The 22509-nt window shown below is 34.4% G+C and carries 18 protein-coding genes; 11 read left to right on the top strand and 7 right to left on the bottom strand.

Annotation, left to right across the window (positions count from 1 at the left end):
* Positions 1–3: 3 nt before the first annotated feature.
* Positions 4–3042 (bottom strand): FG-GAP-like repeat-containing protein, encoded by a 3039-nt coding sequence (locus tag ACQUQZ_RS18090; RefSeq protein WP_435356490.1) that lies wholly within the window; start codon positions 3040–3042, stop codon positions 4–6.
* A gap of 396 nt (positions 3043–3438) precedes the next feature.
* Positions 3439–4485: a histidinol-phosphate transaminase gene (gene hisC, locus ACQUQZ_RS18085; protein ID WP_435356489.1), complete on the bottom strand. Its 1047-nt coding sequence runs from the start codon at positions 4483–4485 to the stop codon at positions 3439–3441.
* A gap of 243 nt (positions 4486–4728) precedes the next feature.
* Between hisC and hemF the strand changes: the two genes are divergently transcribed.
* Positions 4729–5625: an oxygen-dependent coproporphyrinogen oxidase gene (gene hemF, locus ACQUQZ_RS18080; RefSeq protein WP_435356488.1), complete on the top strand. Its 897-nt coding sequence runs from the start codon at positions 4729–4731 to the stop codon at positions 5623–5625.
* 64 nt (positions 5626–5689) lie between these two features.
* Here hemF and ACQUQZ_RS18075 read toward each other — a convergent pair whose 3' ends face one another.
* The gene (locus ACQUQZ_RS18075) at positions 5690–7246 is read right to left on the bottom strand and encodes an FMN-binding glutamate synthase family protein (protein WP_435356487.1); all 1557 of its coding nucleotides are present in this window, start codon (positions 7244–7246) and stop codon (positions 5690–5692) included.
* A 1092-nt stretch (positions 7247–8338) separates the two neighbouring features.
* Here ACQUQZ_RS18075 and ACQUQZ_RS18070 point away from each other — a divergent pair.
* Positions 8339–8560 carry a hypothetical protein gene (locus ACQUQZ_RS18070; protein ID WP_435356486.1) on the top strand — a complete coding sequence of 74 codons (222 nt, stop codon included), beginning with the start codon at positions 8339–8341 and terminating at the stop codon, positions 8558–8560.
* Positions 8561–8564: 4 nt separating this feature from the next.
* Here the strand turns inward: ACQUQZ_RS18070 and ACQUQZ_RS18065 are convergent, their stop codons facing one another.
* From ACQUQZ_RS18065 to ACQUQZ_RS18055, 3 genes are all read right to left on the bottom strand, one after another.
* Positions 8565–9044: a GNAT family N-acetyltransferase gene (locus ACQUQZ_RS18065; protein WP_435356485.1), complete on the bottom strand. Its 480-nt coding sequence runs from the start codon at positions 9042–9044 to the stop codon at positions 8565–8567.
* Positions 9045–9158: 114 nt separating this feature from the next.
* Entirely contained in the window at positions 9159–10076 is a 918-nt protein-coding gene (locus ACQUQZ_RS18060; protein WP_435356484.1) for a PhzF family phenazine biosynthesis protein, read from the bottom strand.
* Between the two features lie 65 nt (positions 10077–10141).
* Complete coding sequence (locus ACQUQZ_RS18055) at positions 10142–11023, bottom strand: sugar phosphate nucleotidyltransferase (protein WP_435356483.1); 882 nt, start codon at positions 11021–11023, stop codon at positions 10142–10144.
* Between the two features lie 267 nt (positions 11024–11290).
* Here ACQUQZ_RS18055 and ACQUQZ_RS18050 point away from each other — a divergent pair, with 267 nt between their 5' ends.
* The 8 genes from ACQUQZ_RS18050 to ACQUQZ_RS18015 all read left to right on the top strand — a co-directional run bounded on the left by ACQUQZ_RS18050 (position 11291) and on the right by ACQUQZ_RS18015 (position 20614).
* Positions 11291–12961, top strand: coding sequence for a PA14 domain-containing protein (locus ACQUQZ_RS18050; protein ID WP_435356482.1), 1671 nt, complete (start codon positions 11291–11293; stop codon positions 12959–12961).
* A gap of 114 nt (positions 12962–13075) precedes the next feature.
* Positions 13076–15073 carry a plastocyanin/azurin family copper-binding protein gene (locus ACQUQZ_RS18045; RefSeq protein ID WP_435356481.1) on the top strand — a complete coding sequence of 666 codons (1998 nt, stop codon included), beginning with the start codon at positions 13076–13078 and terminating at the stop codon, positions 15071–15073.
* Positions 15074–15158: 85 nt separating this feature from the next.
* Entirely contained in the window at positions 15159–16430 is a 1272-nt protein-coding gene (locus tag ACQUQZ_RS18040) for an McrC family protein (protein ID WP_435356480.1), read from the top strand.
* 91 nt (positions 16431–16521) lie between these two features.
* Complete coding sequence (locus tag ACQUQZ_RS18035) at positions 16522–17829, top strand: gluconate:H+ symporter (protein WP_435356479.1); 1308 nt, start codon at positions 16522–16524, stop codon at positions 17827–17829.
* A gap of 150 nt (positions 17830–17979) precedes the next feature.
* Positions 17980–18441 carry a RidA family protein gene (locus ACQUQZ_RS18030; protein WP_435356478.1) on the top strand — a complete coding sequence of 154 codons (462 nt, stop codon included), beginning with the start codon at positions 17980–17982 and terminating at the stop codon, positions 18439–18441.
* Between the two features lie 93 nt (positions 18442–18534).
* Positions 18535–18924, top strand: a complete 390-nt coding sequence (gloA2, locus tag ACQUQZ_RS18025) for an SMU1112c/YaeR family gloxylase I-like metalloprotein (protein ID WP_435356477.1) — start codon at positions 18535–18537, stop codon at positions 18922–18924.
* Positions 18925–19010: 86 nt separating this feature from the next.
* Positions 19011–20114, top strand: coding sequence for a D-TA family PLP-dependent enzyme (locus tag ACQUQZ_RS18020; RefSeq protein WP_435356476.1), 1104 nt, complete (start codon positions 19011–19013; stop codon positions 20112–20114).
* 161 nt (positions 20115–20275) lie between these two features.
* The gene (locus ACQUQZ_RS18015; RefSeq protein WP_435356475.1) at positions 20276–20614 is read left to right on the top strand and encodes a DUF2853 family protein; all 339 of its coding nucleotides are present in this window, start codon (positions 20276–20278) and stop codon (positions 20612–20614) included.
* A gap of 166 nt (positions 20615–20780) precedes the next feature.
* Here the strand turns inward: ACQUQZ_RS18015 and ACQUQZ_RS18010 are convergent, their stop codons facing one another.
* A complete protein-coding gene (locus ACQUQZ_RS18010) occupies positions 20781–21728 on the bottom strand; it encodes a WG repeat-containing protein (protein WP_435356474.1) in 948 nt (315 codons plus the stop codon).
* Positions 21729–22248: 520 nt separating this feature from the next.
* Between ACQUQZ_RS18010 and ACQUQZ_RS18005 the strand changes: the two genes are divergently transcribed.
* Positions 22249–22440: a cold-shock protein gene (locus ACQUQZ_RS18005; RefSeq protein WP_188768763.1), complete on the top strand. Its 192-nt coding sequence runs from the start codon at positions 22249–22251 to the stop codon at positions 22438–22440.
* The last annotated feature ends 69 nt before the right edge of the window (positions 22441–22509 follow it).

Below are 22509 nucleotides of genomic sequence, written 5' to 3'. Positions count from 1 at the left end.
AATCTACTGACATCCAACAATATTTGCTTTAAAAACACTTTGACTATCAGCCAAAAATCCACTATTTAAGATAATAGATTTTCCTGCTCTATATTCAATTTGACTGATAGCTCCAATACTTTGAGTGCTATTGATTGTTGTGGCATTATAGACCTGAGTTACTCCTGCTATGTTTCCATTGAGCGTTATAGGAGCATTTTGCACATTTAAAGTAACAACATTTGTTTCAACTGTGCTGCAAGCTCCAATGACCAAACATTTATATTTATAGTTATTTAGCGTTGCATTAGCAACGATTTTGAGTGTATCAGTAGTGACTCCATTGTAAGGAAGTGTATTTGATACATTATTAAAAGTTACACCATTATCAGTACTTACCTTCCATTGATAATTTAAGCCCAAGCCCGATGCAAAGACAGGAAAAAAAATCTGCGTAGCATCACAAGTAGCTTTATCAGTTGGAGAAGTTGTTATGGAAGGTCCATTGATGATATTAACAGTCAGGGTAGAAGTAGAAGTTTTATTGAAATTATCTGTAACCGAAATGGAAAATGTAGTATTAGTTGCCGAGCAATTTGCTGAAACATCAGCAATAATATTTCCATTGGCATTAACCGATAGATTTGCAATGGTAATACCATTTTGTGTTGCTGAAGTTGCACCATTAACTTTAGGAATCAATGTGTTGGCAACTTGATTTCCATCAAATGCTGTTAGGATTTTGGTTTGTGTTGCTAAACCTATACCTTGATTTAAGTTATAATTGGAAGTTACTGGCGGACAATTATTGAGCAAAACTGACAAACTTCCTGTATTTCCATTGCTCCCTATATTAGCAGTAATAAAATCTAAAGAACCATCTTGATTAAAATCTCCAGCTATTAATGAGCCAGGTTGTAAGCCTACTGAAAAATAATCAGTGCCTAAAGTGCTTGGAGTCGTGAAAGAACCACTCCCATTATTATAGAGTAAATAAGTATATGATTGCGTGTTGCTGGGTGGAACAATAAGTTGAGAAGTAGCCAAAATATCATGAAATCCATCGGCATTGAAATCATTTATTAAGATACCATTCATTTTTGAAGCAACTGGTTTAGCCGTAACACCAAAAACACCACTTCCATTATTTGTAAGAATTGAAAGAGTGCTTTCTCCATAATTGGCTGTCACCAAGTCAAAATCACCATCGTTATCCAAATCGCCAGTAGCAATGTCACGGCAATTTAAACCAACAGTATATTCAGTTGCTACTGAGAAAGAGCCTGTACCTGTGCCAAAAGCCACACTTACATTATTACTTGTATAATTGGCAGTTGCAATGTCTAAAAAATCATCATTATTGAACTTGCCAACAACTATACTTCGAGGTAAAAGTGCAGTATTGACAGCCACCAAATTACTGAAACTTATTACGCCGCCAACAGTTGTATTGATGAAAATCTGAACCCGATTACTATTTGCCATTGTAATCGCTAAATCAGGTTTTCCATCTTGGTTGAAATCTCCAGTAGTTGCCGAAGTCGGAATTCTTATGGTATTGAAAGAAATGGTACTTACCGTAAAATTCCCTAAGCCATCATTGACCAAAATAATCAGTCCATTGAAATCGACTTCTGCTAAGACTACGTCTTTATCTCCATCATTATCAAAATCAGCAGCAGTAATAGCAATATTATTGCCTAAAGAGACTCTTGTTGCAATTGGTGTACCTCCTGTAAAACCACTACTTCCATTTCCCAAAAACAAGCTAAAAGATGCAGTATTTGAAGCATTTTTTGAAGGTAAAATAACATCAAGTATGCCATCATTATTGAAATCAGCACTAACTAAATGATAATCGCCTGCTGCTGATTGGGGTGAGAATGCTTGAGGGACACTTCCTGTTGAAATCGGTGAACTGCTCGATATGTCAAAATGTCGACCAGTACAGTTATTTCCCATAATTTTCAAGATAACTTCTTTGCTTTTTGAACAAAAAATACCATTTTTTGCTACAATTGTAAAATTAAAAATACCAGCTTCGCTTGGAGTTCCACTCAATTGTCCTGTTGTTGGGTTGAGTGTTAAGCCTCGGGGTATTTGCCCAATCGGAACTGAAAAAATATAAGCATCTGCTGGACTGATGCTAAAAGTTTGATTATAAGCTACATTCATTGTGCCGGTAGCAATATTTCCAATCGTTATCACTGGACAAACCGTGTTAGTTACAGTACTTGAAAGACTGCTTAATTGATTTACACTGCCACTATAACTTGCAAAAATCGAATGAATTCCTACTGTAAAATTGTTGATAGTGAGCGATGCAACACCTACATTATTGACGTTGATTGGAGCTTGGGCAACGCCATCAATTGTATAAATTACCGTTCCAGTGGGGATACAGGTTTTATTTGCACCAATGCTTGCATTGAAAGTAACAGATTGACCAACAAGTATATTACTGCTTGACTGCGTAAGGGTAACAGTTGTAGGTGATTTATCAACGAGAAGTGAGCCACTCACATAGCTTATGGCATAATTGGGGCTGCTTAAAGTACTTGTTGATAAATCATTAATATATGAACCAGCAGGAGCTGGAGCAGATGTGCCATAATCACAAATTAAAGAGCCTGTTAAAACACCAGCATTCTCATTGTTTTTAAAGCCATTATAACCTGCAGCACAGGTAGGAAAGGGATCACAAAATACGATAGTTTTGTTTTGTCCAGTAATGGTCAATGGTGCTTTATTAATGGTGAGTGTGAAACTTGCATCGGTAAATCCAGAAATATCAGTGGCTCTATTAGTAATTGTATAAATTCCTGCAGGAGCGGTTGACTGAACAGTTATATCGCCATTATTTACATTAACTGCAATCTGACCTACCAAAGCTGCAGGAATATTTTGTAAGGCATAAGTGCTATTTTGACTTGTGGCTGTAGCACGAATGCGAGTAAGATCTCCATAAACAATGCTTGTATTTTGATAACTCAAGGTAGGTAAAAAGGAAAATGAAAGCAAAGGAAAAAATAAAAGTGTAAAAAAGACAAGTGTTTTTTTCATTTTTATATAGAGGAAATTTTTAGAATAATAGGTTTATAATTTATACGGAGAAACAGGCGAAAAGGTTGTTTATAAATAAATTATTATTAGTTATTATAATGAATTTGAAGAGTAGATTTATAACCGAAATATAGATCTTGAAGACTAAAAATCATATTAAATGGAAGACTATCCCAAATATGATTAGAAACATTGAATTTTTGAATTGAAACCTACTTTAGTGACTAAAGAAAATCAATCATCGTAATGGAAAGAGACGATTACTTAGGTATTAAACTCTTCTAAAGGGGAGAAGCTATAATTTGAAATGAATAAAGTATTCTCATAATAACTAAAAAGTTAAGATTGAGAATACTTTTAAGCATCATTAGAATGATGTTTTATTTTTCATAAGATTTAATACTTTTTCAAGGCCTCAATTAAAATTTCATTTTCTTTTTTAGTACCAACTGAAATACGAATACAATCTTCACATAAAATGACATTTGAGCGATTGCGGGTAATTATTTTTTGTCCAATTAAATAATGAAAAATGGCATTTGCATCACTAAATCTTACCAATAATTGATTAGAATCGGAAGGGAAAATATGTTTTACAATGCTCAGTTTCGCTAATTCTTTTTGTAAATGCTGGCGTTCTTTCAAAATTTGTTTGACATATTTATTCTTTTTGTCTTCTTTTCCTAAAGCTTCAAAAAGTAATTTTTGTGTTACACCATTCAAATTATATGGATACTTAATTTTGTTCAAAATCTTAATAAAATCTTCCGAAGCAAAAGCCATCCCTAAACGCAAAGCCGCCAAACCCCAAGCCTTTGAAAAAGTCTGTAAAACCACTAAATTTGGGTATTTATCAAGCATTTTTGTAAAAGATTCTTCCGTAGCAAAATCAATGTATGCTTCATCAACAACTACTAAACCCGTCTTGAAATTATCTAAAATATGTAGAATCGAACTTCGCTCAATGATATTGCCCGAAGGATTATTTGGCGAACAAATCCAAATAATTTTTGTATGTTCATCAGCCGTTTCTAACACTTTTTTCGTATCTACTTGAAAGTCGGGCGTAAGTGGCACTTGTTTTACCAAAACATTCTGAACATCGGCACATACTTTATACATACCATAAGTTGGAGGTAAAATCAGGATATTGTCTTGCTGAGGTTCACAAGTGGCACGAATAACTAAGTCAATGGCTTCATCTGAGCCATTTCCTAAGAAAATTTGCTTGGCATCAACACCTTTGATTATACCTAATTTTTCTTTGACAACCCATTGATAAGGGTCGGGATAACGGTTATAATTACCTGAAATAACCGAGCCGAAAGAATTTTCATTGGCATCTAAAAACGTACCTTCTTTGCCTGAATACTCGTCACGAGCAGAAGCATAAGGTGTAAGCGAAAGAATGTGTGGACGAATGACTTTATTTAAAGAAAACATGAGGCGATTTATGATTTATTATTTACGAATAACGATTTACGAATGACGATTTTATGAATGACGATTTACAAATAGCAATTTGCGAATGATATTCTACAAAAAAAGTAACTAAAGTTTAGCTAAAGTGCTGATAATTAGTTCTTTGAGAATTCGTCATTCGTCATTTGTAACTCGTAATTACAATAATCTTGCAAAATTGTTCAATCTTAGTCTAACTTTGATGCAAAATTTGAAAAGAATCTTATGTTATCCAAAGAAAATATTGCCGAATACTTCAAAACGCTTCAAGATAATATTTGTCAAGCCTTAGAATTCACCGATGGAAAAGCCAAATTTCAAGAAGATAATTGGCAACATCATAGCGGCGGCGGTGGCCGAACTCGTGTCATAACCAACGGAAATATCATTGAAAAAGGTGGTGTGAATTTCTCAGTTGTAACGGGCGAAACCTCAGATGCCCTTCAAAAACAACTTACATTGACTGAAAAAGCAGACTATTTTGCGACTGGTGTGAGTATTGTCCAGCATCCTATCAGTCCGATGGTGCCGATTATTCACATGAATGTTCGTTATTTTGAAATGTCAAATGGTATTTCTTGGTTTGGAGGCGGCATTGACTTAACGCCCCATTATGTAGTTGATGAGGATGCTCGTTGGTTTCATCAGCAATTAAAGGATGCTTGTGATAAACACGGAACTGATTTTTATGCCAAATACAAAGAGTGGGCAGATAATTATTTTTATATTCCTCATCGCCAAGAAACACGTGGGGTAGGGGGAATTTTCTTTGATTATTTAAAACCACAAGATGCGATAGAAAAAGAACGCACATTTGATTTTGTAAAGTCAGTAGGAGAGTCATTTGCTCCAATTTATACACATTTGATGGCAAAAAATGCTCAGATTTCTTATGGAGAAGAGGAAAAAACTTGGCAAATGCTTCGACGTGGAAGATATGTAGAGTTTAATTTAGCTTGGGACAGAGGTACAAAGTTTGGCTTAGAAACCAACGGTCGCACCGAGTCAATCTTGATGAGTCTTCCTCCTGTTGCCAATTGGGTATATGATTACAAACCCCAAGCCAATAGCCCCGAAGAACGAACTTTGAGTTTATTGAAGAAAGGAATTGATTGGGTTTAGTGTAGTGTAGGGTGAAAAGTGTAGAGTAAAATTAACCCTGAACTTTTCACTCTACACTTTTCACTCAATTAGCTTTTCCTCCCAGATAGGGGCTTTCCAATAATTGTTTCAAACCTCCAAATTTTACAGGTGTTTTTTGGTATTGATAGGTTGTTCGGAGAGACTGTGTTCGGTTATTGTCACCCATAGCTACATCTACATCATCCATCATAAATTGACTTGGGTGTTCGTAACCACAAGCATGACAAATATCAAGAATTTCTTTTGTCAAGGTTTTTACATAATTATAAAAACGTTCGCTTTTCAAGGCTGGGTCGATGCCTCCTTGTAGCCATTTGTTTTGAGTAGCCACACCACTCGGACAACGGTTAGTATGACAAACCTGTGCTTGAATACAACCAATAGACATCATTGACTCTCTACCAACATTGATCACATCAACGCCCATCGAAAAAGCCATAATAGCAGTATCAGGTAAACCTAATTTTCCTGAACCAATGAAAGTGATTTTATCATTTAGTTCTCGCTTTTGAAAAATTCGGTAAATAGAAGAAAAAGCATAAACAAATGGCAGAGAAACATGGTCGGCAAAACTTGGTGGAGCTGCTCCTGTGCCACCTTCACCACCATCAATTGTTATAAAATCAGGGCCTTTTCCTGTCTTTTTCATCAAATCAGCTAATTCGTCCCACATTTCTAATTTCCCGACTGCTGATTTTATTCCTACTGGTAAGCCTGTCGCCTTTGCCATTAATTCTATAAAATCAACCATTTCTTTGATATTAGAAAACGCACTGTGATAAGCTGGCGAAATCACATCTTTTCCCATTGGGACATGGCGAATATCGGCTAATTCTTGAGTCAGTTTTGATGCAGGTAAAACACCTCCTTTGCCAGGCTTTGCTCCTTGTGAAAGTTTCAACTCTATCATTTTTATACAAGGATTTTCTTGACAAAGTTTAACCAACTTTTCTAAAACAAAATTGCCATCATCATCTCTAATTCCAAAATAGGCAGTTCCGATATTTAGCACAACATCTGAGCCGTTTTTATGATAATTTGAAAGCCCACCTTCTCCTGTATTATGATAGCAACCAAATTTGGTAGCACCTTTATTCATCGAATCAATGGCAGTTGCTGATAATGAACCAAAACTCATCCCCGAAATATTGACAACTGATTTGGGTAAATAAGGGTGCTTGCGTTTGTGATATTCACCAATGACTTTTGCCGAAGGGCAGATGTATGGATTTGCGATGTTTGGATGGTCTTTTGGTAACTTAAATGGTAGCATAGCAGGTTTAATAAAATTATAACCTGCACTGTTAATATCTTGATCAGTACCAAAACCTTGAAAATTGTTCTCTTTCTTGGAGGACGCATAAATCCATGAACGTTGACGACGATTGAAGGGTAACTCTTCACGGTTATTTGCTACAATATATTGTCGAAATTCTGGGCCGACACTTTCAAGAAAATAACGTAAATGACCTACGATTGGGAAATTATGTTGAACAGTATGTGATTTTTGGAAAATATCACGAATGGCAATCACTATGAGAATAATAAGCAAATAGCCCCACCAGGCAATATTGCCCAAAAATTGTGAAATGGACTCCATAAGGTATTAGATTGAATGTTAATGGGGCTAAGTTAAGCGATATTTTGATTGAAACAAAAAAAATTGAATTCTTAAGAAAGTTTAATTTATGACTGTTGTAGGATGAGAGTTGGGGTATAAATTTTAGGATTTGATTCTCACTTACCGATTATTTTATTCCAAAAAGGTTGTGATTTTTACAGTTTATCGAAAATGATATTAGAGAAGATATTTTTTGATGAGATTTACTTCATCAAACGTAGAACAAAACAAATTAATTGTATAACAATAACTCGTCAAACTACTTAAATTTAAACATATAGAAACACATTACATCGCTGTAGAATTAGGATTAAATTAAGAAAATCTTTTTGATACAAAAAGCGATACAGTAGAATGAAAAATTGCTAAATTGAGTGAAACACAAAAAAAACCTATTCACTAAAAAAAAGAAATATGGGGCTAAAAATAACCCCATATTTACTGACAAATTGCTATTGAGTGAATATTTTTAACATTTTCTATTGAGTGACTATAAACATGCGGTGTCCCAATTTTAATCCGCATTGATTACTACTATAAGAAAATTGTTTGTTGATTATAAGAGAGTAAAAAACAAATAGTAGAGTACTTGTAATATCAGATTGAAAAATAAACGCTAACCACAATAATTAAATCACTTCCAACACCCCCCAATAATAAACCCTTTACTTGTTATTAGGAAAGCAGAGGTATATTATCGGAGGGGTTGGAGTGACCATTACGATGTCCCACTTTTTAGCGTGAAATAATCGTACCAAATAGCAATTTGGCCAAATAGTTGATATGAAGCTTACTGTTAATTATAGTTGTTTTTTTTAACAGTTTTTTTTGCAAAAATTAAGCTCGAATATCAGAAAAAGCATATGATACCATTCAATAATTTTTTATGTTTTTTGAAAAATTGATTATGTAATTCATTCAAAAAAAAGGTAGATTTCGGCAGAATAAATAAATAATGATTAATCGGTATCATTATTTATTTTTGAAATGAATGGCATAAAATTTGTTAAAGGCTAAACTTTTTAAAATTGAGAGACTACACTTTTCTAATAAACTGACCATTAAGTAAAAATGAAAACATCTACAAAAACGACCCTAAATTCGATAGAAGAAGTATTAAATGAAATTAATGCTTTAGTTGCCCAAAAAGAAAAAGAAGAATATGCGAGAATTTTTCTCAAAAAAAGCAATCTAAGTACAACTTATGATTCAAATCAATATTTGGAAATAATGGAGGTTTCAACAACGCTTAATTCACGACCAAATGTATGGAGAGCAAATTTTAATTTATAAAAAACTAAATAAGCCTCAATTCCATTTCATCGTTAGTTAAACGAAAGCCAAATTTCTCATATATTGGCCTTCCTTCGTCGGTAGCATGAAGCGATATGCGTTTGTAACCACGACTGACTGCTTCTTGTAGAATATGACTAAAAACTTGCTTAGCTACTCCTTTTCCTCGCCATGTAGGAACAGTATAAATATTTAAGATGTAAGCAATTTTACCATCAATAAGTGTAAAACCTGGGGTAATTTGAAAAAAACAAAGTCCACTCGTGGCAACAATCACATTATCTGAAATGGCTAACCACGCTACAAACTCATCGTTATTCATACTTTTAGACAAATATTCATGAAGAGAAAGGCTTAATTCTTCTTCGCTGTATTGTCGTGTTTCAACTTGCTGAACTTCTTTTAAAAAGTCAATTCGCAACCGCACCAATTCATCAATGTCATGAATGGTTGCTTTTCGGTATGTGATGTTTGTATTATTCAAGATCTTATTATTTGTAATTGTCGATAAGAACTTAGGGAAATTTATGATATAATTCGTTTATAATTAGGGAATTACTAATTCTTCAATCATTCGTCATTCAAAACTCTTGATTGTTTAAATATACCAAGTTCCTTCCGAAATCAATTTACTTCTGCCGCCAACATTTATCTGATATGTTTCATTTTCTCTTACGCCATCCAAATAAATATACGATTTTCTATTGATTTGGAAGCCCTGCTCTATTGTTGCAGTGATTTTTGGATTGATATATTTTAATAAATAAGCCAAAAAACAACCATTGGCACTCCCAGTTGCAGCATCTTCAGAAAGCCTGTTATTTTCCAGTAGAAGCATCCGTGTGTTGTAATTGCTTGTGGCTTCATAGGTTTCTTTAGTAAAAAAGAAGAATGAAGTTGAATGTCCTGTGCTACTATTTGTTTTATATTTAAATCTTTTTTCTAAAAAATACTGAATTGTTGAATATTGAAATTTAAGGTTCTCTATAGCCTTTAAACTATTTAGAGGAATTAGGATATAGGGTAAGCCCGTACTAATTTCTTGAATTGGAAGTGAAATGTCTAAATTTCCTAAACTAATTCCCAGTTCATCAGCAACTTCTTCATGCGTAAAAATTTCTCGAAATTCGGGTTGAGCTTGACGCATATTGAAAACACTTTCGTCAATCGAATCAGGTTGCTCAATCGTCATTTCAATATCGCAATGAGCCAAGGCTAAAGTTAGTTTTTGCTTAATTTCGGGTAATATAAATTTAGCAATAATATAACTTGTACCGATCGAAGGATGTCCAGCAAATGGAACTTCGTGTTCGGGTGTAAAAATTCTCACCACAAATCGTTCATTTCCTTCATTTGCTTTGATAAATGTTGTTTCGGCAAAGTTGATTTCTCGGGCAATTTGCTGCATTTCGCTATCAGATATTTGGTTATCAAAATCTACAAAAACAGCTAATTGATTGCCCTGATATTTATTATTGGCAAAAACATCTAAAATATAATACTTGATTGGTTTCATCGCTTAGTTTGTGTGTAAAGCAATTCTCCGAATTGTTAGCGAGCAATTCGGAGAATTACTATAAATTAGTAGGCATTAGATAATTTCTGCAAAGCCTCCATGACAGTTGGTTTGTCTTCTGGGTAAGTTACACCAAACCATTCTGATTCATTAGAAAATACCTTACATTTGCCCAAATTGTGTTGAATTAGGTAAGTCATCACATTGGGAATATAAAATTCAGCTTTGGGTGAATGAAGGTTTTTAGTCGAATATTCTTTAAACATTTCGTTGATAACTGGAAAAACATTAGGCATAAATCCCCAAAAGTTCATCGAAACTGGCGTATTTTCTTCTAATTTTGTTAAAACATCACCCTCTTCAAAAACAATTTCTCCGCTTTCTTTTCGATATATTTTTGTGCGTTCTGTCACTACTTTCAAATAGCCATTTTCATCCAATTCACAAACACCTCTTGAAACAGACCCATTTTCTGATAATGTATTTTTGATTTGATAACCCACCATTGCTTGGCAAGTTTCATCAGTATTATTTGTCAAGAAATCGGCCATAATTTTGAAGCCCTCAAAGCCATAAAAATCATCAGCATTGATAACAGCAAAAGGAGTACTTGTTTGCTCCCAAGCACAAAGTACGGCATGACCTGTTCCCCAAGGCTTAACTCTTTCAACTTTACCTAATTCATCAGGAACATAACTTTGAATATCTTGAATCGCAAAATCATATTCAATCTTGCCATCTAATTTTGGCCCAAATATTTCTTGAAAATCAGCTTTTAATTCTTCACGAATAATAAAAACAACCTTGCCGAAACCAGCTTTAATGGCATCGTGCAGTGAGTAATCAATGATTGTTTCGCCGTTTGGCCCGAATTTATCTAATTGCTTGATGCCTCCGTAGCGGCTACCCATTCCTGCGGCTAAAATAAGAAGTGTTGGTTTCGACATTAAATTCTTTGGTTTATTATAGCTATTAGCAATTAGGCTATTAGCTTTTAGCTTGAAATTTTTTAAGTTTTTTTGTTTTCCTAAAGTGTTCCAATTTTTGAAAACAAATATTTTACTAAAATAAAGCTAATAGCTAATTGCTAAAAGCCAATATTTTTCCACAAATTTACAAAACAGTTTTCGTTCTGTTAAAAAAAGTTTTATGCGATTAATTGTAAAAAATACACTTAATCATGTAATTTTGTATAAATTCAAACATATTCAACCATGTATTTACGTTTTTTAACAATTCTACTCGCCTTTGGCTTGTCTTTACAATCGTTTGCCCAAGACTTTCCGATGAATAAATTGCCCCTTGATAATTGGGAATTAGGCAATTGGAAACAAGTCGATAATGTTGATAATCCTTTCAAAAAGAAGCCAAGCTTTACAGCGGGAAACAAACTTTTGTTTTCAAATACCCCAGGTAAAATAACTTCTAAACTTTCTACGGCTGATGCGAAACTCAAGTTTGAGTTTATGTTGGGAAATGGCAGCGAAGCAGTTTTTTATGTGCAAGGCAAACATGCCATCTTGCTTAATAGCGGAGCAATTCAAACAAAAGATGGAGGACTGAAATTGCCAAATCAAAATGCAAGCAGAGCTGCTGGATTATGGCAAACCTTAGAATTGACTTTTTCGGAGGCTTCTTTTGGTAATGCCCTTACGCTTGAAAAAGTTGTATTGAATGATGTTTTGATACATCAAGGGTACGTTTTCCCGAATGAAGGAAAAAATGAAGGCCCAATTGTTTTTGAAAATAAAATAGGCTCAGTAGCTATTAGAAATGTGGAATATTTGAAATATAATAAAGAAACACCCTTGAAATTGAGTGGTTTGAGTTATGAACTTTACGAAACATTTGATTGGGATAAACAGTTTGCCAAAAAGAAAGACAAACCTAATGAGTCAGGCCCAGCTACCGAATTAAGTAAAAACTATGGGGTTGGATTAAGTCGTTTTTTATTAGTTTTCAAAGGAAATCTTGATGTAGAAAAAGATGGAAGTTATTCATTAATAGCTGATTATGCAGGAAAAATGGCATTGAGTGTTGATGGAAAAGAGCTTCTATCGAATGAAGGTGAACAATACCGCAAACCACGCATCACTTATTTAGACTTAAAAAAAGGTAAACATTCGATAGAAATCAATTATATCAAAGTTTGGTGGAGACCTGAATTGGGACTTTTTGCCGCAGGCCCAGAAATTAGACCTTATGCTTTGCACGCTGAAAATTCTTTGCCAACTCCTCAAGCTGTTGGTGAGATTTCGATAAAACCCAAAAGTGATGTCGAATTGGTTCGTTCTTTCATTATGTTTGATGGTAAAAAGCGTACACATGTGATTTCGGTAGGAAGTCCAGTTGGTGTACATTATTCGTTCGATTTAAACCAAGGGGCTTTACTTTATGCTTGGAGAGGCAATTTTGCTGATGCGACTGAGATGTGGCATGAGCGAGGAGAACCACAAATTTTACAACCAGAAGGCGTACAAACTAAGTTTTCAGGAAAACCTTCGGTAGCTGTTCTTTCTGACCTTAATGTAGCAATGCCCGATTCTTTGGATGAGTATAAAACATTGGTTTTTAAGGGCTATTCGATTGACGGTCAAGGTTTTCCTACGTATAAATATCAATACAGTGGAGCTGAAATTACGCAGAAAGTTATTCCGAATAATGGTGGTATATCTGCAACTATTTCCGCCAATGGTGGTGATAATCTTTACTGTAAATTAGCCGAAGGTAAAAGCATTTCGATGATTGATAAAGGGCGTTATTTGATTGATAATCAATATATTATTGTAGATGCTAAAGCAAAACCTATTATTAGAAATACAAAAATTGGACAGGAGATAATTATGCCACTTGCAGGAACAGTTAGCTACTCGGTTGAGTGGTAGAGGGATGAATTAATTGATTTTTTCTTTCAAGAATTCATTCATCGTTTTTCTGAAAACCTAAATTTTCTATCAACCTATCTATGGTTTAATAAAATTATTCAACTAAAATTAACAATGAAAAAAATATTCATTCTATTAACAATATTAAGTTTTTCGGCTGGGCTACCATTCACAACCTTTGCCCAAAAACCTGCAACCGAAGATGATTTTTATCGCATCGTTACACTACCTATTCCCGAGGATCTGAAACTTGAAGTAGGCGGTTTAGCAGTTATGCCCGATGGCCGTTTAGGCGTATCTACTCGTCGTGGCGATGTGTGGATTGTGTCAAATCCTTATATGAAAAACGGTACTGCTCCTACTTATAAGCGTTTTGCTTCTGGTTTACATGAATCTTTGGGATTGGCTTATATCAAGGGCAATCTTTGGGCAACACAACGTGGAGAAGTGACAATTTTGAAAGATACGAATGGAGATGAAGTGGCTGATGAATATCAGGCTTTTTATAAATTTCCGTTGGCAGGTAATTACCACGAATATACTTATGGCCCAGTGCAATTACCTGATAATGATATGATTTTCACCTTGAACCTCGGTTGGGAAGGGAAGGGGGTAAGTTTATCGAAATGGCGTGGTTGGATGTTGAAAATTTCACCAGAAGGTAAAATGACTCCGTGGGCAACGGGTTTGCGTTCACCAGCAGGAATGGGAGCATTAAAAAATGGCGATATTTTTTATACTGAAAATCAAGGAGATTGGGTTGGTTCGGGGCGTATGACGCATCTTGAAAAAGGTGATTTTGCAGGAAATCCATCAGGTTTAAGATGGACTTCAGAAGAAGGCTCGCCTCTCACTACCAAAATAAGTGATATTCCAGATACCCATGAGCCACTTTATGAAGTTGCCAAACGAGTGCCAAGTATCAAAGTGCCTGCGGTTTGGTTTCCACACACTTTAATGGGAATTTCGACAGCCGATATTATTGAAGATACTTTTGGTGGAAAATTTGGACCATTTGAAGGTCAATTATTTGTTGGTGACCAAGGACATAGCAAAATTATGCGTGTTTTTCTTGAAAAAATTAATGGCAAATACCAAGGTATATGTTTTCCTTTTCGTGAAGGTTTTCAATCAGGAATTTTGCGTATGCGTTGGGGACTAGATGCCTCGATGTTTGTGGGTATGACAAGCCGTGGTTGGTCTTCAACGGGCAAAGATGAGTTTGGTTTACAGCGTTTGGAATGGACTGGAAAAACACCTTTTGAAATGAAAACAGTGAAATCAATGCCAGATGGTTTTTTGATTGAATTCACACAGCCTGTTAATAAAGAAACTGCAAATGACCTTGATTCTTATAAAATCAATAGTTTTACTTACCAATATCATCATAATTATGGAAGCCCAATTATTAATACTAAAGCATTGAAAATCAAGGCAATACAAGTGGCAGAAGATGGTATGTCTGTGCGTCTGGCAATTGATTCTTTGCGTTTAGGATACATTCATGAATTACGCTTAGAAGGTGTTCAAAATACAGAGAAACGTTCACTTTTGCATGCTTTTGGTTATTATACTTTGAATAATATCAATTCAGAAGCACCCAAAATGGATGTTGTGAAATATGCGGTTGTTGAGAAAAAAGAAGAACATGCTCATGATATGTCAGCAATGCCAACAAAGGTGGGGAATGTAGTATCTGCCAAAAGAGTCAATGAAATGCCAGCCGATTGGAATGGAAAATCTGACCAAACACTCATGATAGGTACAAAGCCAGGTTTGAAGTTTGATGTAGCAAAATTTCAAGTGAAAGCAGGTAGCAAAATTCGTTTAGTATTCAATAATAATGACGATATGTTACATAATTTGGTTATCGTAAAACCAAAAGCAGTTGATAAAGTAGGGCAAGCGGCAATCGGTATGGGCTTAGATGGGGCAGAAAAAGCGTATGTTCCGGCCTTAGATGAAGTACTTTTTCATACAGGACTGATGCAACCTGAAAGTCAAGAAACCATCTATTTTATAGCACCAAGCACACCTGGAGACTATACGTTTGTTTGTACCTATCCTGGACATTATACCTTGATGCAAGGGGTAATTAAAGTGACTAAGTAAATAAAAAACTTCGGCAAACTTAAACGACGGCAAGGTTTTAAACCTTGCCGTCGTTAGTATTACGAAGATGTTAAAATAACATAAAATGCCCCAAACAATCTCTGAATATGGAACGATCAAAAAAGCGAGTGATTTCGACTTGCCAGAAGATTCATTTTTAGAGATTTTTGTTTCAGATAATACCTTTTCTTATCTTAAATCATTGGCTTTTTCTGGAGCTAATGATTTGATTTTAAGTTATTTAACGCAAAAAGGAAAAGAACAAATAAAAGTAAAAAACTACGTTGGTTTAATCCAAACCGCCGACGGTTCACAGATTGAGATTTTACCCAAATCTTCAACAAATGCTACTAAAGAAGCCCGCAGATTATTGCTCAATATGCTTCGAGTATTGCCCAACTCACCTTATCAATCTTTATCAAAAGCACACCTTGAAAATTGTCATTTACCAATTTTAGAGATTTTTGTCAATGTGTTTTTAGACGAATTGGAAAAACTATTATCACAAGGTTTAGGAAAAAACTATGAAAGTAAATCAGCCAACCAAACTTTTGTAAAAGGTAAGATTTTAATAACCGAAAATATTCGTCAAAATTATATCAAGCGAGAACGTTTTTTTGTGATTTACGATGAGTTTTTAGAAGATATTCCACAAAATAGAGTTTTAAAAACCTGCCTTCAATTACTTTATAATCAGCATTTTACGAATAAAACTCAACAACGAATCCTAAAGAATTTAACAGTTTTTGACGAAGTAGATATTTCAAAAAATATTCAACAAGATTTAGTAAAAAGTGAGGCTAAAAACCGTGTTTTTGACCCTTACGAGATTATCTTAACGTGGTCAAAAATTTTCTTGAATCATCAAACTTTTTCTCCTTTTTCAGGAAAAACATTGCAGTTAGCTTTACTATTTCCGATGGAGATTTTATTTGAAAACTATATTGGAAAATCTTTTAAAAAATATTTCTCCCAAAATTACGAAGTCAAATTACAAGACAAAGGTAAATACTTGATAGATAGGCATTTGGATGCTCCGAAGTTCCGCTTGATTCCTGATATTGTAGTAAAAGATGAAGCAGAAATTTTTATCTTTGATATGAAATGGAAATTATTGGATACCTCAAAAAAGAACCAAAATTATGGAATTGAGCAAGCTGATTTATATCAAATGTATGCTTATGCCAAAAAATATGGTTCAACTCAACTTTTTTTAATTTATCCAGCCACCGAAAACTTTAAAACAGTACTCAAATTCGAGTATGAAAACGGAATTACATTGCAAGCGTTACCCTTTGACTTGCGTAATTTGATTAGTGATGAAATCAAGAAAATAGAGGCTTTGATTTTGAAGTGAAAGTTCAAATTTCATCACTGACTGATTATGAAAGTGAAAAATTGATGAAAATCATTATCTTGCATCATCAAAATTCAACCCCTCTATAAAAATGCCTATTTTACTTACTTTTTTTGCGATTTTAGCACTTGTGCTACTGGTAGCTTTTGTCAAACTTGATACCTTTATTTCGTTTATTTTAATAGCGATTGCTTTGGGATTTGCTACTGGAATGGAAATTCCTGCAATCGGGAAATCTATTCAAACGGGTATTGGTGGCACACTTGGTGATTTAATTCTGATTATCGGTTTTGGTGCAATGCTAGGCAAATTGGTAGCCGAAAGTGGTGCTGCTCAACGGATTACCGATGCTTTGATTAATGTTTTTGGTGAAAAGTACTTGCAATGGGGCTTGGCTTTGGCGGGTTTTATCATTGGAATTCCATTATTTTATAATGCAGGTTTTATCATCGTTGTACCACTTATCTTCACAATTGCAGCTTCTACAAAATTGCCCTTACTTTATGTAGGTATTCCGATGCTTTCTGCCTTATCGGTAGCACATGGTTTTTTACCACCACATCCGTCACCCGCTGCTATAGCTTTACAATTGAAAGCAGATGTAGGCCAAACTTTGATTTATGGTATCATTATATCAATTCCTGCTATTGCCATTGCAGGTCCAATTTTTGGTAGAACTTTAAAAAAGTATAAACCTCAAATAGATGGTAATTTATTTGTAATAAAAGATATTCCAAAAGAAAAACAACCTACTTTAGGCATCAGCTTATTGGTAGCTTTGATGCCAGTTTTTTTATTGACTTTTAGTTCATTCACCAAAAAATATTTTCCTGATAGTCAGCTAATTAAACTTGTTTCTGAGCCTTATATTGGAATGTTAATTTCATTATTATTGGCGATGTATTTACTCGGAATCCGACAAGGTGATAGTATAAAAACAGTGAGTAAACAATTGGAAGAAGCTTTCAAAAGTAGTGCAGGTATTTTGTTGATTATTGGTGGAGCGGGAGCATTAAAACAAATATTGAAAGATAGCGGAACAAGCGATTATATTGGTCAACAATTGCAAGGTTTGGATATTAATCCATTAATTTTGGGCTGGACAATTGCCGCTGTCTTGCGTCTTTGTGTAGGTTCGGCAACAGTGGCAGGCTTGACAGCAGTAGGTATTTTAGCTCCACTAATTCAAAACCAAGTAGGTATAAAACCCGAGCTTATGGTGCTTTCAATTGGAGCAGGAAGTTTATTGTTCTCACACCTCAATGATGGTGGCTTTTGGCTTTTCAAAGAATATTTTAATCTTTCAATCAAGGATACCATCAAAACGTGGTCAGTCATGGAAACCATCGTTTCAGTAGTTGGCCTGATTGGGGTTTTGATTTTGAATTTATTTGTGTAAAAAAGGCAAAGAAGAGTAAAACAACAGAGGAATATAAAATTTAGACCTAAATTGATTTAGAGAATTTTTAATTTATTATTGACAATATTCTATAATTTGCACTTACTACTCTGTGCCAATGTGCCTTTGTTACTAAGTGCCTTAAAACGTATGACAGCAGAAGAAAATTTCGCAAAACTAAACCTTGAATTACCTCCCGCACCAACGCCAATGGGAGTTTATAAACCTTGCTTAATCGTAGATAATTTTATCTATGTTTCAGGACATGGAACTGTACAACTGGATGGCTCTCGCATCATCGGTAGAATAGGAGAGGACATGGATATCGAAGCAGGAAAATTGGCTGCCAGACAAGTTGGTTTGGCAATCTTATCAACTTTGAAAGCTAATTTAGGTAGCCTTGATCGCATCAAAAGAGTAATAAAAGTGCTTGGAATGGTCAATTGTACATCTGATTTTGAACGCCACCCTTATGTAATCAATGGTTGTAGTGAACTATTTGCCGCCGTTTGGGGAACCGAAAATGGCATTGGTGTGCGTTCGGCCGTTGGATTTGGCTCACTTCCTGAAAATATTCCTGTAGAGATTGAAGCGATGTTTGAGTTGGCTTAGAAAAAGTCCACAGTCAATCGACCACAGTCCACAGAAAAACGTAAAAGGAGACTTGATAAAATCACTTCTCAAATCATTTTTTTTCAAAATCAAATGTTAAAAATCAATAAAGTTCACCATATCGCTATTATCGCTTCTAACTACGAAAAGTCTAAGCATTTTTATACACAAGTACTTGGTTTACAGGTAATTAGAGAAGTATATCGTGAAGCAAGAGATTCGTACAAATTAGATTTGGCGATTGGAGAAAACTATGTTATCGAACTGTTTTCATTTCCCAATCCACCCGCTCGGCCTTCTCGACCAGAGTCTTGCGGTTTAAGACATTTGGCATTTGAAGTAGAAAATGTGGCAGAAGCCAAACAAAACCTCGAACAGAAAGGAATTGAAGTTGAGCCTATCAGAATTGATGAATTTACAGGTAAAAAATTCACCTTCTTTGCCGACCCAGATGATTTACCAATAGAATTTTATGAACAATAGCTTTTAGGAGTTAGGGTTTAGGAATTAGACTTGGATTACATCCCAAAGAATATTCACACATTCACTAAATCACTCATTCATTAAATATGTGGTATAAAGTTAACAACGAAAAAGAATTAGATTCTCCTTCACTGCTTATTTATCAAGAGAGGGTGAAGCAAAATATTGAAAAAATGATTGCCATTGCTGGTTCGGCCGAGCGTTTATTTACGCATGTGAAAACCAATAAAATGCCCGAAGTCGTGAAAATGATGTTGGAAGCAGGAATCACAAAATTCAAATGTGCCACAATAGCTGAAGCGGAAATGACAGCTATTGCAGGTGGAAAATACATCTTGATTTCTCACCAATTGGTTGGCCCAAAAATCGAACGTTTGATTCGTCTTCGTCAAAAATATCCCGATGTTTTTTTTGCTTCACTCATTGATTGTTCGGAAAATGCGGATGCTCATCAAGCTGCTTTTTCTAAAAATAACCTTATTTCTGATGTTTTTTTAGATGTAAACAATGGAATGGATAGGTCGGGACATCCTTTAAATGAAGAGATTTTAGGATTGTATAAAAAACTTAATAGCTTACCAAATCTGAAAATTCATGGTTTACATGTGTATGATGGACATTTGCGAGCAATTGATTTTGAAGAACGTAAACATCAAATTGATGCAGGTTTTATTGATGTAAAGCATTTCCTCGAAGCCATCGAAAGTGAAGGTTTTCCGAAGCCAATGGTTATTGCGGGAGGTACGCCCGCATTTACTTCTCATGCCTTGCGTGAAGCAACCTTTTGTAGTCCAGGTACTTGTGTTTTGTGGGATTGGGGCTATGGTGATAAACTACCAGAACAACCATTTGAATACGCAGCTTTAATATTGACTCGTGTGATTTCAAAACCAACCAAAGGCTTAGTAACAATTGATATGGGACATAAAGCCGTTGCTGCTGAAAATCTAATTGATAAACGCATCAGGTTTTTGAATTTAGATGGATATGAACTCCTCAGCCAAAGTGAAGAACATGGTGTTTTAGCTGTAAAAGAATGGGATTCTGTGAAAGTGGGAGATGTTTTATATGGCGTGCCGTACCATGTTTGTCCGACTGTAAACTTGTATGATGAAGCTTATGTGGTTAAAAATAAAAATGTGAATGAAACTTGGCAAGTTTTGGGAAGGAAAAGAAAGATTAATGTCTAATATGAATTTTAATTTTAATAAATTACGAATAGCTATCCTGCACTTATCATTTTATTCAATTTTTTATTAAAAAAATGATAAAGAATTTGGAAAAGATAAGTATTCATTCAATATTTACATAGTATTCGTTTATAATATTAACCCCCAAAATAACTAAGAAAATGAGTAAATTTGCAGAAGCAGTAGAAACTTATGTAGCACAATCAAACGAACTTGGTTTAGGTCTTAGTGAAGAATTAATCACTGCGGTAGCTAAAGGCCTTGGTCCATCAATCTACAACAATGACTCTTCAAAAGTGTCTGGTTCAGATCCTGATGAATTAGCTCGTGTCAAAAATAACTATTTGATTGGTAAGTTAGGCTTGACTGATGGCCCAGAACTTGACGCAGCAATCGCTGAAGTATTGGCACAAATGGGAACTTCTAATAAAAGTAAATATCGTGCTAATGTATATGCACTACTTTGTAAGAAATTTGGAAAAGAAGGTATTTACGCTTAATTTTCGAAACAATACATCAAAAGGCTGTCTCAAAAAGATAGCCTTTTTTTATGAGTGATTGTCATGTCCTGAAATAACGATACCAATAAAAGCCGTCTCAAAGTATTCTTAAAAAAGGCTTTTATTGGCACTTTGTAAATGCTTATATCCTATAATTTATAAAAATTTACTTTGAAGCATATAAAGTTTTTGCTTGTTCTACATTAGAAGCGATTATTTCTTTTCCATTTGAATTGATATAACCTAATTTACCTCCTTGACGATAAATTGCAACTCCTTCTGTAAAGGAATCAAGCATATCAAACTTTGGAGCTACAATTTCTTTTCCATTTTGATTTAAAACACCATATTTCCCATCTTGTAAAATTACTGCAATTCCTTTTTCAAATGACCTTACATCGTCATATTTAGGTAGTGTAATCATTTTACCTGCTTTGTTGATTACTGCAAATTTTTCACCAATGCGAACCGTCGCCAAGTTTTCTTTAAATGCACTCGCCATACTATATTTTAAAGACAAAACTTCCTTACCAAACTTGTCAATATAACCATATTGGGCATTATTCATCACCACAGCTAATCCTTCTGAAAATGGCAGAGCAAAATCATATTTAGGTGAGATGATTTGTTCGCCTTGTTTGTCGATGTAACCATTTTTACCTCTGACACTAATGAGTGCCAATCCTTCATTAAAACTCATAGCAAATTCATAAGAAGGTGTTATTACTTCCTCTCCAGACTCATTTACAAAACCATATTTTGTTCCAAGACGTACCAAAGCCATACCATCAGAAAAAGATTCACACATATCATATTTTATTGAAACAAGCTCTGATCCATCTTTTCGGATAATACCATACTTGTTTTGTAATCTTACAATGGCAAATTCATTTTCAAAATCATGAACATAGTCGTAGATACATGGAACTTGAATTTTTCCTGTTTTATCAATAAAACCAAATTTTCCTTGATTGGAAACTTTTGCATAACCTTCATGGAATTGGAGAGATTCGGATTGCCCAAACACCAGTGCATAGGCGAAAAATAAACTAATTACTAGTAATATGTCTTTTTTATGACTTAAGAGTGAGTTGAGAATAGTTTTTAAATTCATAGCTATAGTTAGATTTTCTTCATGTAATGAAGTTCAAACTACATGCCAAATAAATTTCAAAAAGTTAAAAAATGCTTTTTGAAATTATAATTGACTCAGAACTTGAAACCAAATAATATCTTAAGTGCCTTTTTAGTCTATTAAGTATGTCGATAATTTAAAGTTTTATAGATTTTTTTTGAAACACACCTTTGATAAAAGTGATAAAGTATATTAAATCAGTGCGAAAATGACTTTTGGTGCAGTTTTTGATGAGAAGGATTTTTTAATTTTAAAGCCTTTTAGGAAGAGAAATAATTACTCTGTATCAGCATAGAATATGATTTACTTGGATTGATAAACGACTACATCAATATATTTTCTTGTAAGTATAGTATGGTATTTTAAGAAGAGATAGTAGGATGAATAGCGACACTTTCTATGTATTTTCGTAAAAAGTTGTAGAAAAAAGTAAAATTTGTTTGATTATAAATTAATTTACCTACATTTGCATTTTTAAAGTACATAATACAATTACAAAATGTCTAACGGAACAGTAAAGTTTTTCAATGAAACCAAAGGATTTGGTTTTATCAAAGTAAATGGCTCAAACCAAGAAGTATTCGTTCATGTGTCTGAATTAAAAGACCAAATCCGTCAGGATGACGAAGTTACTTTCGACATCCAAGAAGGAAAAAGAGGTTTGAACGCCGTTAACGTGAAATTAGCATAATTATATCATCACCTCGGTGAGTAGAATATATAATTAGCACAAAAGCTCCCGATTAGTCGTGAGCTTTTT

It is taken from the genome of Emticicia sp. SJ17W-69, from assembly GCF_051209875.1.
In the GTDB taxonomy this organism is placed as follows: Bacteria; Bacteroidota; Bacteroidia; order Cytophagales; family Spirosomataceae; genus Emticicia.
The sequence above is the reverse complement of the archived record's forward strand: the minus strand, read 5'-3'. Positions and strand labels throughout refer to the sequence as shown.